Origin of the sequence: Paraburkholderia sp. MM5482-R2 (assembly GCF_050436125.1) — a bacterium.
GTDB lineage: Bacteria > Pseudomonadota > Gammaproteobacteria > Burkholderiales > Burkholderiaceae > Paraburkholderia > Paraburkholderia tuberum.
Window position 1 is genome coordinate 1,887,447 of the sequence record NZ_JBNDLP010000003.1, and the last position, 16,003, is coordinate 1,903,449.

11 protein-coding genes and 1 rRNA gene are annotated in these 16,003 nt (G+C 59.7%); 4 read left to right on the plus strand and 8 right to left on the minus strand.

The window, feature by feature from the left end; genetic code table 11:
* Window positions 1-4 precede the first annotated feature (4 nt).
* Window positions 5-301: a hypothetical protein gene (locus OKW37_RS30780; RefSeq protein WP_429510008.1), complete on the plus strand. Its 297-nt coding sequence runs from the start codon at window positions 5-7 to the stop codon at window positions 299-301.
* Here OKW37_RS30780 and OKW37_RS30785 read toward each other — a convergent pair.
* From OKW37_RS30785 to OKW37_RS30815, 7 genes are all read right to left on the minus strand, one after another.
* Window positions 288-1,949: a glycosyltransferase gene (locus tag OKW37_RS30785; RefSeq protein WP_429403170.1), complete on the minus strand. Its 1,662-nt coding sequence runs from the start codon at window positions 1,947-1,949 to the stop codon at window positions 288-290. The two genes, OKW37_RS30780 and OKW37_RS30785, sit on opposite strands and share 14 nt — an antisense overlap.
* A 4-nt stretch (window positions 1,950-1,953) precedes the next feature.
* Window positions 1,954-4,140: a rhamnan synthesis F family protein gene (locus OKW37_RS30790; protein WP_429403171.1), complete on the minus strand. Its 2,187-nt coding sequence runs from the start codon at window positions 4,138-4,140 to the stop codon at window positions 1,954-1,956.
* A 462-nt stretch (window positions 4,141-4,602) separates the two neighbouring features.
* Window positions 4,603-4,944 (minus strand): cytochrome o ubiquinol oxidase subunit IV, encoded by a 342-nt coding sequence (cyoD, locus tag OKW37_RS30795; protein WP_429403172.1) that lies wholly within the window; start codon window positions 4,942-4,944, stop codon window positions 4,603-4,605.
* Entirely contained in the window at window positions 4,945-5,550 is a 606-nt protein-coding gene (gene cyoC / locus OKW37_RS30800) for a cytochrome o ubiquinol oxidase subunit III (protein WP_018425052.1), read from the minus strand.
* Window positions 5,550-7,571: a cytochrome o ubiquinol oxidase subunit I gene (gene cyoB, locus OKW37_RS30805; RefSeq protein ID WP_429353803.1), complete on the minus strand. Its 2,022-nt coding sequence runs from the start codon at window positions 7,569-7,571 to the stop codon at window positions 5,550-5,552. Before cyoB ends, cyoC begins: the two co-directional genes overlap by 1 nt.
* 3 nt (window positions 7,572-7,574) lie before the next feature.
* Window positions 7,575-8,465 (minus strand): ubiquinol oxidase subunit II, encoded by an 891-nt coding sequence (gene cyoA, locus OKW37_RS30810; protein WP_184060279.1) that lies wholly within the window; start codon window positions 8,463-8,465, stop codon window positions 7,575-7,577.
* A gap of 391 nt (window positions 8,466-8,856) precedes the next feature.
* Window positions 8,857-10,413 carry an NADH-quinone oxidoreductase subunit M gene (locus OKW37_RS30815; RefSeq protein ID WP_184060281.1) on the minus strand — a complete coding sequence of 519 codons (1,557 nt, stop codon included), beginning with the start codon at window positions 10,411-10,413 and terminating at the stop codon, window positions 8,857-8,859.
* Between the two features lie 686 nt (window positions 10,414-11,099).
* On the opposite strand from OKW37_RS30815, the gene OKW37_RS30820 reads away from it, so the two are divergent.
* Genes OKW37_RS30820 through OKW37_RS30830 form a run of 3 tightly spaced genes read left to right on the plus strand, consistent with a single transcriptional unit; the run spans window position 11,100 to window position 15,659 of the window.
* The gene (locus OKW37_RS30820; RefSeq protein ID WP_429403173.1) at window positions 11,100-11,831 is read left to right on the plus strand and encodes an ABC transporter ATP-binding protein; all 732 of its coding nucleotides are present in this window, start codon (window positions 11,100-11,102) and stop codon (window positions 11,829-11,831) included.
* A complete protein-coding gene (locus OKW37_RS30825) occupies window positions 11,821-14,400 on the plus strand; it encodes an FtsX-like permease family protein (RefSeq protein ID WP_429403174.1) in 2,580 nt (859 codons plus the stop codon). The genes OKW37_RS30820 and OKW37_RS30825 overlap by 11 nt, the downstream gene beginning before the upstream one ends.
* Window positions 14,400-15,659: a lipocalin-like domain-containing protein gene (locus OKW37_RS30830; protein WP_429403175.1), complete on the plus strand. Its 1,260-nt coding sequence runs from the start codon at window positions 14,400-14,402 to the stop codon at window positions 15,657-15,659. The genes OKW37_RS30825 and OKW37_RS30830 overlap by 1 nt, the downstream gene beginning before the upstream one ends.
* 72 nt (window positions 15,660-15,731) lie before the next feature.
* Here OKW37_RS30830 and rrf read toward each other — a convergent pair.
* Window positions 15,732-15,845: ribosomal RNA gene (gene rrf, locus OKW37_RS30835) — 5S ribosomal RNA — on the minus strand.
* Window positions 15,846-16,003 lie beyond the last annotated feature (158 nt).

Sequence of the window (16,003 nt, forward strand, 5' to 3'; positions counted from 1 at the left end):
AATGATGGGCGCTCAATACCAGATCGCCCCGGCGCTGCCGGACCACCTCGAATTCCTGATTGAAGCGGCTGATTTTTTTCGGCGTATGGGTTCGCAAATCGCCGACGCCGAGCACCACGCTGCTGTGCTGAACCGGCTACGCCCGATTCGCGCCCACGTTCGCCTGCAGCGACAACGAAATCATTTTTTCGAGCCAGTCGGCGTTGATGACTTCGATGTCGTTGTTCATCAGGCGGACGAAGTGGGCCGTGCTCGCCAGCGTGATGCGATTATTCAGCGCCGAGTAGTTATTTCCGAATGAAATAAACGTCCTGGTTGTCGTCCCAGCCGCCAACGATACGTTCCACGATCGTAAGTTTGTTTTCTTCGCAGAAAGTCCGAAGCCAGCGTTCCGGAATCATCGAAACACCGTAACTTTCCCCGAAATCTTTGGCGACTCTGGCTCGCGACGAATTTTTAGGTTGAGATTCAACAAAGGCGTATTCTCCCGCATCGTAAGAAGAAAGCAGGCGTTTTCGCGCTTCTTCTCCTACCGAATAGCAATCGGTTTCACTTAGACGCTCTCTCGACCGCGCGCCGTGTGTGGTTACGACAGCAATGCCGCCAGACCGAAGCTTGCCGAAGAAATGCTTCATTGCAGATCGGCCGTCTGCCAGCGACAGATGGGTGAGGAGGGACTCCAGTGCAGCGACGTCGAACTTTCCGTTTTCGATTGAGGCAAATTCAAAGAACGGGGCAATGATGTCATGCCCGTGTACGCCGAAGGTCGAACGGCAAAAGTCTACAGCCGGCGCCACGATATCTGCAACGTGGACATCAGATGACGTGAACTTCTTAACGAGATGCCGGGTGGTGCGTCCGTAACCACAGGGAAGCTGAAGGATTGTTGGATTTTTGCTACCGACCAACCTGGCAGCCCGCTCCACAAATTCCGCCATCTGCGAACCGGCCGATTCATAGTGGGCTATAGAACCCTCGAACACGTCGTCGTTGGGGTGGATCGGTGCCGCAACTGCGATTTCGACTTTCGGTCTATCGGCGGCACCGGCGGCGACAGACTCGGCGAATACCTCATCGACACCTAATTCTTTCAGAGCATTTCGGATTGTCAGATTTTCGGCACGGTCTCGCAGACCCAGCTGATTTTTAACAGTCTCACTGAGTCGGGTAATTCTGCGTCGAGCCTCAATCAACGCGGCGACCTGCTCGTATTCGCGTAAGCGCTCGCCACTCAGCTTGCCTTCCGCCCCTGCAACGCCTGTCGAATTACTCAGATCAGATTTGATGTAATAGTCACCGACGATGGTGCCAACCAATTTGAAATCTGAGGGATATGCGGCCGTAATGCGTAGCAGAAGATCGTAATCTTCCTCCCAAGTCAGCAGAGGATCGAAATAGAGTTCGGCAGAAGTAATCGATCTATCGATCATATAGGAATGAATCGGGCAGAAGTTAGCCACGAACAGATCCTCGATACCTTCGCCAGGAAAAACCGCAGAATCTGCGCGCGTAGCCACGATAAATTGCGGGGATACATCGGCGTGCACCACTCTGACAGATGAGAAGACAATTGCGGCGTTGCTTGTCTTCAATCGGTCGACCAGAAGACTGTAAGCCTCCGGATACAACACATCATCGTAGTCAAGAAAAGCGACATACTGACCGCTAGCCTTGGATAGGCCCAGATTCAACAGTTCTGTTCGCGCATCTTTTGGTTCTTCCGAAGCGAAATTCACTAACTCCAGCGAAGGAGCGTCGTGCATCTTGAGCAAGCGAGCAAGCGATGCCTCGACCTGTGCGATATCAGAAGGCGAGAACCTTTGTAACACAACAATAATATTGAGTGGACGATAGGTTTGACCGACAAGCGAGAAAACGCAACGTTCCAGCTCATTAAGGCGCTTGACGTCGTGAAGCCTAACGATACAGTCTACTTGATCTTCAATCATGGTTTTACCAACGCGGTTTCGCGAAGCTTGTGTGTGCGGTGAAATCGGCGATCTTGCTCCACTCAACGGGAACAGGCTCTGGATAATGCTGAGGTAATTGCTTCCCCAAGCCATCCATTTCGCTCCGCAACCACTGCTCGAACTCCGCGCCACGCCACTTCCTCGCTAACAAGCAAGCAGCTGTGTAGATCATTTCTACCGTCGACGCGCTCATCTTGCGATTGGTGACACGATGAAGGAAAAGTGCCTGCGGACAAGTTTTCAGACTGAATCCAAGCGCTCTGGCACGCCAGGAAAGGTCGACATCCTCGCAATACATAAAGAAGCTCTCATCGAACCCACCCACTTCCTCGAAGCACGTCTTGGAAATTGCCAGGCACGCACCAGAAACCCAAGGAGTTTCGAGCGTCAATGAATCGTAGGGTTTGGGGTGTTCTGAAGGAAATTGAAGTGCTTCGACCAATGATCTTCCGTCTGCCGTGAATACGGCTTTAACCAGGCTGCCAATCGCGTCCGGATGCAAAACTCCATCCGGATTGAGGCAAATATAGATGTCAGCACCGTCGTCGAAAGCCGCACGCATCAACCTATTGTGACCAGCGCCAAAGCCAACATTGCCCTCGGATTGAAAACGTGTCAGGAAGCTGCGGTCTAAATCGTAATGTTCGGTGGGGTCACCGTTATCGAGCAGGAAGAGACTGTTCGCTACTGGCAGGTCGGCCTCGGAGAGAGAGATACGAGCCGCTTCGACCGCACGTTGAAGTTCCGCTCGGTCATTGTTATAGGTGACGATCCCGATAACGACCTTTGCGTTGTGTGGCGTTTTGACCTGCAGACCGAGAGCGCGTTGCTGAATGATGTCGGCCAATCGTCGAGGCGGTTCTGCGATCGGTGTCGGCCGAACGGCGCGGATCTTGACACCCTTTGGGTCAAGAAGATGAAAAACATAATGCTTTGCAAAAGCTTTCAACTCCCGCGCGGAGGCAATGGCGATCATCGCCGGAGTTTTCTCATACAGCTCTGGCCGCGCAATTTTCATCCAATGAAAACCTGCACGCTCGCAAGCGTAGAAGAAAAGCCGTTCGATTGAATGCGCGAGCGTGGCGTCCGTCTGATTTGTTTCAGCCGGAAAATCTTCGAGACTCAGATTCAACTCGACGAGATTTTTCAGGGCCGCCGTCCGCGCCCAGAACATCGATCCCGATGGAAAATCGAGCGGTGTCGATTTGTCTATAGCGAAACCGAGACGGTTTGCAAGCCCCTGCGCGCCGTCGAAGTTGCCCCCCCAATTGGTCCAGTGCCGCATTGTTTCAAAATGCTGAGCGGCGACCATCCCCAGGTTGGGATCATGCTCGAATGCGTAAAGGACACTGCTGACGACTTCAGCCGAACCGGAAAGACTTTCGAGAAGAAAGTGACGCCATTGAGCCAATGCACTTGCATGATGTGAACGCTTGCCATGCAGACATAGAACGAAGTCATAGCGCTCGAAAACGCTCTTGAACGCGAGCAATTTTGGCGCGATATCGCGACCGCGGTTCTGGACAACACAAACTTCGACCGTGCCTTTCGTCCAGCCCTTGAAAGCATTCTGGATTAATCCGGCCGAGAATAAATCACAGGTCGATATATATACATCGACACCGACCGGAATGTTGTTCAAATACACACGGAACTCTGGCGCGAGTTCAGGATAAAACAAATGAATGATCGCAGCGACGCGCTCCGTTTTTATCTGATTCAACGTCGGAAACTGAAACGGAACCTTGACGCTATAGTCGACTTCGATAGCACGACCTGCCTCCGGAGGCGTCACCGGCGGCAGTGGAGCGCCTTCTAACTGAACGGACGGCATGACCCGCTTCAAGTGCTTGGTCAGAGGATGCAGGAATCGCGTCCATGAACGACGTGGCCCTGTGATGGACTGCGCAGATGTCTCGCGCATTGTCGCCACTTCGGCCGCAGCCGCATCCGCGATCGCGCGATATCGGCCTTCGATCGCTTTGATTCTGCGCCGCTCGTCCAGAATCATGTCGCGCAGCATTAGACGGTTCTCGTCTTTGCGCCAGAAGTGCTGGGCTGTATCTAAGGATCCCGCGTTTGCCACGGTATTTGGCGCGTCCGGGCGCTCTTCAGTCGCTACTGCAAGCGAGGAGAACACAGGATCTTGTTCCGTTGTAATCGAATTCATGCGATAGCAAAAGTTGTGGAATATGCGAGACCGAAACTGTATGACCTGATGCAAGACCGGCCGCCCAAGAGTCAACGACACCCAACTCAATTAGGCCGGCTGCATTGTACCTGAGGATCTGCTGCAGATTTTCACACGCGACCGCAGTGGGCCAACTGGCATCCGTCGGTCACCAGTTAAATTTACCGATCGAATCAGCGACAAACCTCTTCCAACTCTCAAGAAGCAAGCTCCAATAGTCCTCGCCTTCCAAACCTTACGGCCGCCAGTCACCAGTGATGAACAAAAAGATCTGGAATACCATTCTTAAATTTTCTCAATGATATCAACAAGCTCGAATTGACCAAGAGATCATTTGACTTTAATTAGTAAAAAAACAAACCGTCCAGACAAAACAAAAGCCCCGCAAGATCGAAATCTTGCGGGGCTTTTTTCCGAGGCTGACGCTAAAGCGTTATCCGCTTAGCGCGACATCATATTCATGCTGACGTTATGCAACACCCACAACGTCCCGCCAACCACGATCACAGCGGTCAGCACGGTGAACGCAAACGCCGTCACGTTCCAGCGCTGCGACGACGACGTGTTCATATGCAGGAAGAACACCAGATGCACGAGGATCTGCACGAACGCGAGACCCGCGATCGCGAGCAACGCGCTCTGGCCAGTCAACGTGCCGGTCATTACGATCGCGAAGGCCGCGAAGGTCAGAATGACGGAGAGCACGAAGCCCGCCGTATAGCTGCCGAAGCTGCCGTGACCGCCTTCCGAGTGTGCGCCATGGGCGCTATGACTATGGTCCATTTAGATCACGCTCGCAAGATAGACAAAGGTGAAAACGCCGATCCACACGACGTCGAGGAAGTGCCAGAAAAGGCTCAGGCACGTCAGACGGATCATGTCGCGTTCGGTCAGGTCGCGATGACGCATCACCTGCAGCGCCAGCACGACCATCCAGATCAGGCCGAACGTCACGTGCAGGCCGTGCGTGCCGACCAGCGTGAAGAACGACGACAGGAACGCGCTGCGGCTCGGACCCGCGCCTTCGGCGATCAGGTGCGAAAACTCGCGCATTTCCAGCACGAGGAACGCGAGGCCCAGCAGGAACGTCACGCCGAGCCAGCCGAGCAGCACGCCCTTGCGGTTCTTGTGCGCGCCGAGCATCGCGAAGCCGTACGTGATACTCGAGAGCAGCAGCATCGTCGTTTCAAGTGCGACGCCCGGAATCTCGAACAGGTCCTTGCCGCTCGGACCGCCCGCGAACTGGTGGCTCATCACCGCGAACACCGCGAACAGCGCCGCGAAGATGATGCAGTCGGTCATCAGGTACAGCCAGAAACCGAACACCGAGTGCGACGGCACATGGTCCGGCGCGAGTTGCGGCTCAACCGCAATTGTCTTCTGTAACATCAGTCCACCTCCAGCGCGACCTGCTTGCCGGCGCTTGCGCCGACACCGGCCACGGCACCAGCACCGCCGTTGCGATTCTCTTCAATCAGCGCAACAGTGTCGGCAGGAATGTAATAGCCGTCGTTGTCCATGAAGCTGTAGATGATCACGGTGGCGATCGCGCCGACCGCGCCAACGATCGCAAGCCACCAGATGTGCCACACACCGGCAAAACCGAGCACCAGCGAGAACAGACCCACCAACAGACCCGCAGACGTATTCGACGGCATGTGAATGTCGCGATACGCCGGCACTTTCACACCGCCCTTGCGCGACTTCATTTCGGTGAACGCGTCGAGCGAGCGGACGTCCGGGATGTGCGCGAAGTTATAAGCCGGCGGCGGCGAACTCGTCGCCCATTCCAGCGTATGACCGTCCCACGGATCGCCCGTGAGGTCGCGGTTTTCCTTCAGGTTGCGATCGCGGATGCTGACGACCAGTTGCAGCAGTTGGCAAGCGATACCGATTGCGATCAGCACCGCGCCGAACGCGGCGGCGATCAGCCACGGATGCCAGGTCGGGTTGTCGTAGTGGTTCAGACGACGCGTCATGCCCATGAAGCCGAGCACGTACAGCGGCGTGAACGCAACCCAGAAGCCGATCTGCCAGAACCAGAACGCGGCCTTGCCGAGCTTCTCGTTCAGCTTGAAGCCGAACGCCTTCGGGAACCAGTAGTTGAAGCCGGCCAGATAGCCGAACAGCACGCCACCGATAATTACGTTATGGAAGTGAGCGATCAGGAACAGGCTGTTGTGCAGCATGAAGTCCGCGCCCGGAATCGCCATCATCACGCCGGTCATACCGCCGATCGTGAAAGTGATGATGAAGCCGATCGTCCACAAAACCGGCGTCGTGAATTGCAGACGGCCCTTGTAGATCGTGAACAGCCAGTTGAACACTTTGACGCCAGTCGGGATCGAGATGATCATCGTCGCGATACCGAAGAACGCATTGACGTCCGCGCCGGAACCCATCGTGAAGAAGTGGTGCAACCACACGAGGAACGACAGCACCATGATCGCGCAGGTCGCCCACACCATCGTCTTGTAGCCGAACAGCGGCTTTTTAGCGAAGGTCGCGACGACTTCCGAGAAGATACCGAACGCCGGCAGGATCAGGATGTACACCTCGGGGTGACCCCATGCCCAGATCAGGTTCAGGTACAGCATCGCGTTGCCGCCGGCATCGTTCGTGAAGAAGTGCATGCCGAGGTAACGGTCCAGACCGAGCAGCGCGAGCGTGACGGTCAGGATCGGGAACGACGCCATGATCAGCACGTTGGTGCACAGCGCGGTCCACGTGAACACCGGCATCTTCATGAACGACATGCCCGGCGCGCGCATCTTCACGATGGTCACGAAGAAGTTCACCCCGGTCAGCAACGTGCCGATACCGGAGAGCTGCAAGCTCCACAGGTAGTAGTCGACGCCGACGCCGGGGCTGAACTGCAATTCGGACAGCGGCGGATAAGCGAGCCAGCCCGTCTGCGCGAATTCACCGATCACCAGCGAGATATTGATCAGGATCGCGCTGATTGCCGTCATCCAGAAGCTCAGCGAGTTGATGAACGGGAACGCGACGTCGCGTGCGCCGATCTGCAGGGGCACGATGAGGTTCATCAGACCGACCATGAACGCCATCGCCATGAAGAAGATCATGATGACGCCGTGCGCGGTGAAGATCTGGTCGTAGTGATGCGGCGGCAAAAAGCCCGGGGCCAGGTAAGACAGCGCCAGTTGCATACGCATCATGATCGCGTCGGCGAAGCCGCGCAGCAGCATGATGAAGGCAATGACGATATACATGACACCGATCTTCTTGTGGTCGACCGAGGTCAACCATTCGGCCCACAAGTAGCGCCATTTGCCGAAATACGTGATTGCGCCGAGCACGGCCAGCGCAGCGAGAATCATCCCCGCGCCCGCCGTAACGATGATTGGCTCGTGATACGGGATCGCATCGAGCGTTAGTTTTCCGAACATGCGTTACCCCTTAGGCGCACAGTTAGCGTCCTTGTTGTCGAGGACGTTGCCGTTGTTGTAGCGGGCGATGATGTTGTTGAACAGCTTCGGATCGACCGTCGAAAAGTACCGCACCGGGTCCTTTTCGCTCGGCTCGGACACCGCGTGATAGCGGTCCATGTCGAGACGATCCGACGAAGCGCGAACCTTGGCGACCCACGCGTTGAAGTCTTCAGGAGAGCTGGCGAGCGTGCGGAACTTCATGTCCGAGAAGCCCTTGCCGCTGAAGTTTGCCGAGGTGCCCGCGTAGTCGCCGGCGTGATCGGCGATCAGGTGCAGGCGCGTCTGCATGCCCGCCATCGCGTAGATCTGGCCGCCCAGCTGCGGGATGAAGAACGAGTTCATCACCGTGTCCGACGTGATCCGGAAGTTCACCGGCGTGCCGACCGGGATCGCGAGCTGGTTCACCGACGCGATGCCGAGGTCCGGATAGATGAAGAGCCACTTCCAATCGAGCGCGACGACTTCGACGTTGATCGGCTTGACCTGCGATTCGAGCGGGCGATACGGATCGAGCTCATGCGTCGTCCGCCACGTCAACACTGCGAGGAACAGAATGATCAAAGTCGGAATCGTCCAGACGACGACTTCAACCGCGGTGGAATGCGTCCACCCTGGCTGGTAGTCGGCGTTCCTGTTCGATGCGCGGTAACGCCACGCGAAAAACAGTGTCATCAGAATCACCGGCACCACGACGATCAGCATGGCCCACACCGAAGTCGCGATCAGATCACGCTCCGCGAGTCCCACACTCCCCTTCGGATTCAGAATATCGAGGTTGCTGCAACCCGAAAGCAGCAACATGAGGCTGGCGGAAATGAAACTTGCCGGCCTTCTCAGCGTCCGTCCTTTCATATCCACTGCCTCGTTTTTTTGACTTCAACGAACGTCATTCGACGGCTCTCCATTAATAAGCGCTCGCATAATAGGGGGGCATCGGGTGCTAATAAACACTCGATTTAGCAACGAACTATTGCGTCGCGACGCAGTGCGACACGTTGCCGCATCTCCCCGCGCACCCTATTCACCAGCGTCGTTTGCGACGCTTCGAAACGAAGCATCGAAAAGCTGACGCATCGCAAAAGTCCCCTGAAATAAGCGCTAAAAATCGCTGGACGCGCAGCGGTTTTCGACGTACTGCAACACGCATGCATTCACAAAGGGATTGATAACGACGCGCAAAAGCGCAAGAGCGTCGCCGCATCCTGACGCGCGGATGCGACAACGACTCTTGCGCTCTGTTCTTTCAACCCGGAGTCTGCGTGGCGACGGGAACCGGTCCGGGCGCCGCTGCCTGCAGATGCTCGCCGCCCTCCGTCGGCACGGAGTCCGACGGCAGCGCCGAGCGTTCCGATTGCGCGAGCAGCGTGGCGACCGACGGATCGATCGCATCGGTAAACGGCTTCGGGTCGAGACCGATCGCGAGCACCAGCAGCGCCAACGCACCGAGCAGCGCGAACTCGCGCTTGCCGAGGTCCTTCAGCTTCGCGACGCGCGCGTTGGCAATCGCACCGAAGATCACGCGCTTGTACATCCACAGCGTGTAGGCCGCGCTCAGAATCAGGGTGGTCGCGGCGATCGCACCGATCCAGAAGTTGAAGCGGATCGCGCCCATCAGCACCATGAATTCGCCGACGAAACCCGACGTGCCCGGCAGACCGATGTTGGCCATCGAGAACAGCATCACGAAAGCGGCAAAGCGCGGCATCGTGTTGGCGACGCCGCCGTATTCGGCGATCGACGCGGATTTCGTGCGGTCGTAGAGCATGCCGGTGCACAACAGCATCGCGCCGGACACCACGCCGTACGAGATCATCTGCACGATTGCGCCGGACTGGCCGAAGCGGTTGAAAACGAACAGACCGAGCGTGACGAGGCCCATATGCGCGACCGTCGAATACGCGAGCAGGCGGCGCATGTCGGTCTGCACGAGTGCGAGCAGGCTCGAATAGATCACCGCGACGAGCGACAGCGTGATCATCATCGGCGCGAAGAAATGGCTCGCTTGCGGCGCGATCGGCAGCGCGAAACGCAGCAGACCGTAACCGCCGATCTTCAGCATGCCGATCATCACCGCGGCGCCCGTCGGGCCGTCGAGGTGCACGTCGGGCAGCCACGTGTGCAGCGGCCACATCGGCACCTTCACGCCGAACGCGGCAAGGAAGCCGAGGAAGATCAGCGCCTGCGGCACCATGTCGAGGTGCGCTTCGCGCCACACGGCGAGGTCGAAGCTGTGCGTCAGGCTATACAGATAGAGCAGCGACATCAGCATCATCAGCGAGCCGAGGAACGACACGAAGAAGAACTTCACCGCCGCGTACGTGCGGTTCTTGTGACCGTAGGTGCCGATCAGCAGATACAGCGGGATCAGCGTCGCCTCGAACGCAATGAAGAACATCATGCCGTCGAGGGACGTGAACACACCCTGCATGAAGCCCGACAGCATCAGGAACGCGCCGAAGTATTGCGCGGTGCGCTGCGTGATCGACTCCCACGATGCGATCACGATGATGATCGTCGTCAGCGCGGTCAGCGCGACGAGCCACAGCGAAATCCCGTCGATTCCCACATGCCATGCGATATCGAACGTCGGCGACCAGCGGACGTTCTCGACGAACTGCATCGAGGTCACGTCGTTACGGAAACTCGTCACGAGCGGGATCACCGGCAAGAAACCCGCCACCGCGCCGATCAGCGCGAGCCAGCGTGTGCGATTACGCGCCGCGTCCGACCCGGCGCGCAGAACCACGAACCCGGCGACGATGGGGATCCAGATGAGAAGACTTAGGAGAGGCAATGGCATGTGCTCTGTCAAAACTTGAAGTACAAAACGCCGCGTCAACGCCCCCTGAAACAAGCAGACATTGAAATGGAAATGTAAGTTGGAGTTCGCTGAAATTGACGCGTGGAGCGGTTTCCCGCTACACGTTTACCCGCAGCCGACTGACCAAGGGTGGGAGATTACCAAGATAAGAATAATTTTGCATCGCAACAGCCGCGAAATCCGCGCCACAATACATTGTTGCGACGTGGGCGCTTGCAAAATGGATCGAAATGTGCACTTGCACATTGTTACAAATGCGTCGTTAGGCCTTGGCAGTTTGGCAGCAAAAGCTGGCAATTAGCCGGAGGTTGGCCGCTGTTAGACATTCGCTGTTTATGGGGCTGGTTCGACTGGAACGGATCGTGCTGTCGAATGCTTTTTGACGGCCGCTGACGAGCGGCAACCAAACAAAAATTTGCCTCGTCGGCGATAAAAAAATTTTTGTACGAGCGGTCTAAACCGACCGACGAGGAGGTCGCTAGCGGTGCCGCGCGCCTCGATCAAGGTGCGCTGAAACTGTTCCACTCCAGGCGCACGAATCTTCCGTTTTCCTTACACGGACCGGCGCCGCGCCATGGTAACTGCTGCAGAAACTCGCGCGGCGAGGCACACTCAATTCGCGCAACGGGCTCCCCTCGCCCGACTCCTTTTCCGGACCTCCTCGCATGGCGCTTCGTGACGACGTCGTACCCGCACTCGAATGCCGCGGCCTCAGCAAGCGGTACGGCACCGGCCGCATCGTGCTCGCGCAGCTCGACTTCACACTCGCTGCGGGCGAGTTCGTCGCGATCATGGGCGACTCGGGCGTCGGCAAGTCGACATTGCTCAACCTGGTCGCCGGGCTCGACCGCGCCGATAGCGGCAGCGTGCTAATCGACGGACGCCCGGTCGAACAACTCGACGACAACGCCGCGACGAGACTGCGGCGCCAGAAGCTCGGCTTCGTGTTCCAGGCGTTTCACGTGCTGCCGCATCTGACGCTCGCGCAGAACGTCGCGCTGCCGCTGCTGCTCAATGATCTACCGACGGCCGCCGCGCTCGACATGCTCGCGGCGGTCGGCCTCGGCGGACGCGGCGACGACTTTCCGCGTGATCTGTCCGGCGGCGAATTGCAGCGTGTAGCCATTGCACGCGCACTCGTGCATCGTCCGACGCTGCTTCTCGCCGACGAACCGACCGGCAACCTCGACCCTGCCACCGCGCGCGACGTGCTCGGCCTGTTCCGCGCGCAATGCAAGGCGACCGGCGCGGCGACGATCATGGTCACGCATTCCGAGGCCGCGGCCGCCGTGGCGGACCGCGTGTTGATCCTCAGCGACGGCGACTTGCATGGCGCGCGCGACAAGGCCGCGAACGTCGCGCACGCCGCGGCCCGCTCGACCCACGATGGCCGTTGACCTTCGTCCACTGCCGCGCGCGCCGGGATATCGTGTTCTCGCGCGCTGGCTGATGTTCGCGGAATGGCGCAGTCATCGCGGACGCGCGATCGTCGCCATCGCGACGATCGCACTAGGCGTCGCGCTCGGCTACGCGGTGCAATTGATCAACAGCGCCGCCTTCAACGAATTCTCGGCGGCCGCGCGCAGTCTGTCAGGCGAAGCGGATCTGCAGGTGCGCGGCGCGCAGCCTTTCGTCGACGAGTCCCTCTATCCGCGACTCGCCAACGAACCGGGCGTGGTGCTGGCGAGTCCCGTGCTCGCGCTCGACGTCGCGGTGCCGGGCCGCACCGGTGCACTGCCCGTTCTCGGCATCGACGTCTTCAAGGCGAGGTCGATCACGCCCGATCTGATCGGCGTGCCCTCGCCTGATCGCCCGTTCGACACGCTCGCCTCCGATGCGATATTTCTGTCGACGGCCGCGCAGCAATGGCTGAACGTCAAGACCGGCGACGACGTCACGCTACGCCGCGGTACGTCGGATCTGCATCTGCGCGTCGCGGGCGGGCTCGTGCGCACGCGGCCGGGTCAACGGCTCGCGGTGATGGACATCGCCGCCGCGCAATGGCGATTCGGCAAGGTGGGCAAGCTGACGCGCGTTGACGTGCAACTCGCACGGGGTGTCGATCGGCAACGCTTCAAACGCGATCTGCAACAGCAGCTCGGCAGCACATGGGTAGTCGCCGAGACGCGCGACACCGAGAGCCGCACCGATCGCCTGTCGCGTGCTTACCGGATCAACATGAACGTGCTCGCGCTGGTCGCGCTGTTCACTGGCGCGTTCCTCGTGTTTTCGACTCAGGCACTCGGTGTCGTGCGACGCCGATCGCAATTCGCGATGCTGCGCGTGCTCGGGCTCACGCGAGCTCAGCTATTGCGGCAGATCCTGCTTGAAGGCGCGCTGCTCGGGTTGCTCGGCTCGTTGTGTGGACTTGCGCTCGGCTACGCGATGGCCAGCGGTGCGCTGCGCTTCTTCGGCAGCGATCTCGGCGGCGGCTATTTTCCGGGCGTGCAACCGCGAGTCGGCTTCGAGCCGCTCGCGAGCGTGGTGTTTCTCGCGCTCGGGGTCGCGGTGTCGGTGTTGGGCAGCGTCGCGCCCGCCATCGACGCGGCGCGCGCACGGCCTGCCCCGGCACTCAAGGCCGGTGCCGAGGAAAGCGCATTGGCGCGGCTCGCCACGCCGTGGCCGGCATTCGGCTGTTTGCTGGCGGCCGCCGCGCTGACGCGCGTGCCGCCGTGGTTCGATGCGCCGATCGCCGGTTATCTGGCGGTCGCGTTGCTGCTCGTCGGCGGCATTGCGCTGATGCCGCGCGTGACCGCGCTGATATTCGGCGCGGCAGGCCGCGCGCGCGGCACGCGACGCCGCGCGGGCGCGACGGGCACGCTCGCGATTGCGCGTCTCGCGAATGCGCCGGGGCAGGCGTCGATCGCGATGGGCGGCGTGCTGTCGAGCTTCGCGCTGATCGTCGCGATGGCGATCATGGTGGCCAGCTTCCGCGTGTCTGTCGACGACTGGATCACGCATCTGCTGTCCGCCGATCTGTATGTGCGCGTAGCGTCGGGCGGCAATAGCGGCGACAGTGGCGGCTTGCGGCCCGACGAACAGACGCGCATCGCGACGGTGCCCGGCATCGGCAACGCCGCGTTCGCGCGCATTACACATCTGACGCTCGATCCCGCGCGCCCGGACGTCGCGCTGCTCGCCCGCGAAATCGACGCGACCGATCCGGGCGCGACTCTGCAGATGACCGGCGCGGTGCTGCCGCCGTCCGCGCTTCGCGCCGGCGACATACCTATTTGGGTCTCCGAAGCAATGATCGACCTGTATGGGTATGAGTTAGGTCAACGCGTGCGGTTGTCGCTCGGCGAGCATGGCCAGACGTTCGTCGTAGCCGGCGTCTGGCGCGACTACGCGCGGCAGAGCGGCGCGATCCAGATACGGCTTGCCGATTATCGGCGGCTGACCGGCGACTCCACCGCAACCGATGTCGCCGTGACCGTCGAGCCGGGCGTGACTGTCGAACGCGTCGTCGCAAGTTTGAAGGCGCTGCCGTTCGGCGCTTCGCTCGAGGTGTCGCAACCGGGCGAGATCCGTGCGCGCACGCTGGTGATCTTCGATCGCAGTTTCGCGGTCACGTATCTGCTCGAGGCGGTGGCGATCGTGATCGGATTGTTCGGCGTCGCAGCGACGTTTTCCGCGCAGACGCTCGCGCGCGCCCGTGAGTTCGGGATGTTGCGCCACGTCGGCGTGACGCGCGCGCAGATTCTCGCGATCCTCGCTTCGGAGGGCGGTCTGCTCACCGCATGCGGCATTGCGCTCGGTTTCGCGCTTGGTTTCGCGATCAGCCTGATTCTCGTGTTCGTCGTCAATCCGCAGTCGTTTCACTGGAGCATGTCGCTGCATGTACCGTGGTTAGTGCTTGGCACAGTCGCGTTGGTAATGCTGGTGCTGTCGTGTACGACGGCGGTGGTCGCGGGACGCGGCGCGGTGTCGGTGGATGCAGTGCGCGCGGTGAAGGAGGACTGGTGATGCCAGTTGCGCGGCGTGCGTGTGAAATGCGGTTGATCCGGGATAGCGCGGCCATTCGCGAGGTTTGCTCTGCGCTTGATGGCTGCGCGACGTGCATCGCGCGCCGACACGGCGGGTCACCTCCGCGGCGCCTTCAGCTTTTTTTCCGAGGGCTACTTTGGATTGGCATCGCCGCTGTGTCGCCCTCTTTCGCCGCTAGTAGCGACTCCACTGGATCCACCCCGGTCGCCTTCGCGGCAGTCACGCCAGACCATCCGATCTCGTTTCCGCGGGACAGCGGTGCTCATCCGGCTTTCCGCACCGAATGGTGGTACGCGACAGGCTGGCTCACGACGCCCGACAACCGACCGCTCGGATTCCAGATCACGTTCTTCCGTACGGCGACTGGTCACGATGCCGCCGATCCAAGCGATTTCGCCCCGTCGCAACTGATCATCGCGCACGCTGCGCTGAGCGATCCGGCCATCGGACACCTCGTTCACGATCAACGCATCGCTCGGCAGGGTCTCGGGCTCGCCTACGCGAAGACCGCCAACACCGACGTCAAACTCGACGCCTGGAAAATGATTCGCGCCGCGGACGGCCACTACGACGTCACCGCCGATGCAAGTGGATTCTCGCTACACCTCCAACTCACGCCAACGCAGCCTCCGCTGATTCAGGGCGAGCGCGGTTACTCGCGCAAAGGACCGCGGCCCGAACAGGCGAGCTATTACTACAGCGAACCGCAACTCCGCGTGACGGGCACTGTGGTGCGCCCAGCCGGAGGTGGAAACGACACGACGCGCGATGCAGCAGTGACGGGGACCGCATGGCTCGATCACGAGTGGTCGAGCACGTTGCTCGACGCCAATGCGGTCGGATGGGATTGGCTCGGCGCCAATTTGACGGACGGCTCGGCGCTAATGGCATTCAAGATCCGTAGCCGCGACGGACATGCAATATGGGCCCACGCGACGCTTCGCAGACCCGATGGTCAGGTAACGAATTTCGACCCCGGTGAAGTCGACTTCACGCCGCGTCGCATGTGGCGCTCGCCGCACACGAATACTTCGTATCCGGTCTCGATGACAGTTAGAGCGGGAACGCTGACATGGCAACTCGATCCACTGATGGACGATCAGGAACTCGACTCACGACAGTCGACCGGTGCCGTGTATTGGGAAGGCGCGGTACGGGTGAGTCAACAGAATGCGGATGTGGGGCGAGCCTATCTGGAACTGACGGGTTACGCGGATGCGTTGCGGATCGGAAAGTAGTGAAGCGCGCAAAGTCGGCCGCGTAAACGCAAAAACCCCACCGCGGCGGGTGGGGTTTCTGACTGGGGGGGAGCCTGACGATTACCTACTTTCACACGGGCAATCCGCACTATCATCGGCGTGGAGTCGTTTCACGGTCCTGTTCGGGATGGGAAGGGGTGGGGCCGACTCGCTATGGTCATCAGGCATGACGGGTTGCTGCGTCGCAGGGCTGGAGTCAACCGGTTGCGCCACAGCCAATCGGGAAGAAGCGTAAAGGATTCGAGTGGGGGGGGTTGTGTTGTTTCTGGCACAACACTGAATCCCAACCGGGCGTTTCTGTGAGCTCCCGCGGGAGTTCACAC

What these genes read in the sequence shown, in the direction of transcription:
- OKW37_RS30830 (WP_429403175.1), top strand. Translation starts at nt 14,400, where the DNA reads ATGCCAGTTGCGCGGCGTGCGTGTGAAATGCGGTTGATCCGGGATAGC.
- cyoA (WP_184060279.1), bottom strand. Translation starts at nt 8,465, where the DNA reads ATGAAAGGACGGACGCTGAGAAGGCCGGCAAGTTTCATTTCCGCCAGC.
- OKW37_RS30825 (WP_429403174.1), top strand. Translation starts at nt 11,821, where the DNA reads ATGGCCGTTGACCTTCGTCCACTGCCGCGCGCGCCGGGATATCGTGTT.
- cyoB (WP_429353803.1), bottom strand. Translation starts at nt 7,571, where the DNA reads ATGTTCGGAAAACTAACGCTCGATGCGATCCCGTATCACGAGCCAATC.
- OKW37_RS30785 (WP_429403170.1), bottom strand. Translation starts at nt 1,949, where the DNA reads ATGATTGAAGATCAAGTAGACTGTATCGTTAGGCTTCACGACGTCAAG.
- cyoD (WP_429403172.1), bottom strand. Translation starts at nt 4,944, where the DNA reads ATGGACCATAGTCATAGCGCCCATGGCGCACACTCGGAAGGCGGTCAC.
- OKW37_RS30790 (WP_429403171.1), bottom strand. Translation starts at nt 4,140, where the DNA reads ATGAATTCGATTACAACGGAACAAGATCCTGTGTTCTCCTCGCTTGCA.
- OKW37_RS30780 (WP_429510008.1), top strand. Translation starts at nt 5, where the DNA reads ATGGGCGCTCAATACCAGATCGCCCCGGCGCTGCCGGACCACCTCGAA.
- OKW37_RS30815 (WP_184060281.1), bottom strand. Translation starts at nt 10,413, where the DNA reads ATGCCATTGCCTCTCCTAAGTCTTCTCATCTGGATCCCCATCGTCGCC.
- OKW37_RS30820 (WP_429403173.1), top strand. Translation starts at nt 11,100, where the DNA reads ATGGCGCTTCGTGACGACGTCGTACCCGCACTCGAATGCCGCGGCCTC.
- cyoC (WP_018425052.1), bottom strand. Translation starts at nt 5,550, where the DNA reads ATGTTACAGAAGACAATTGCGGTTGAGCCGCAACTCGCGCCGGACCAT.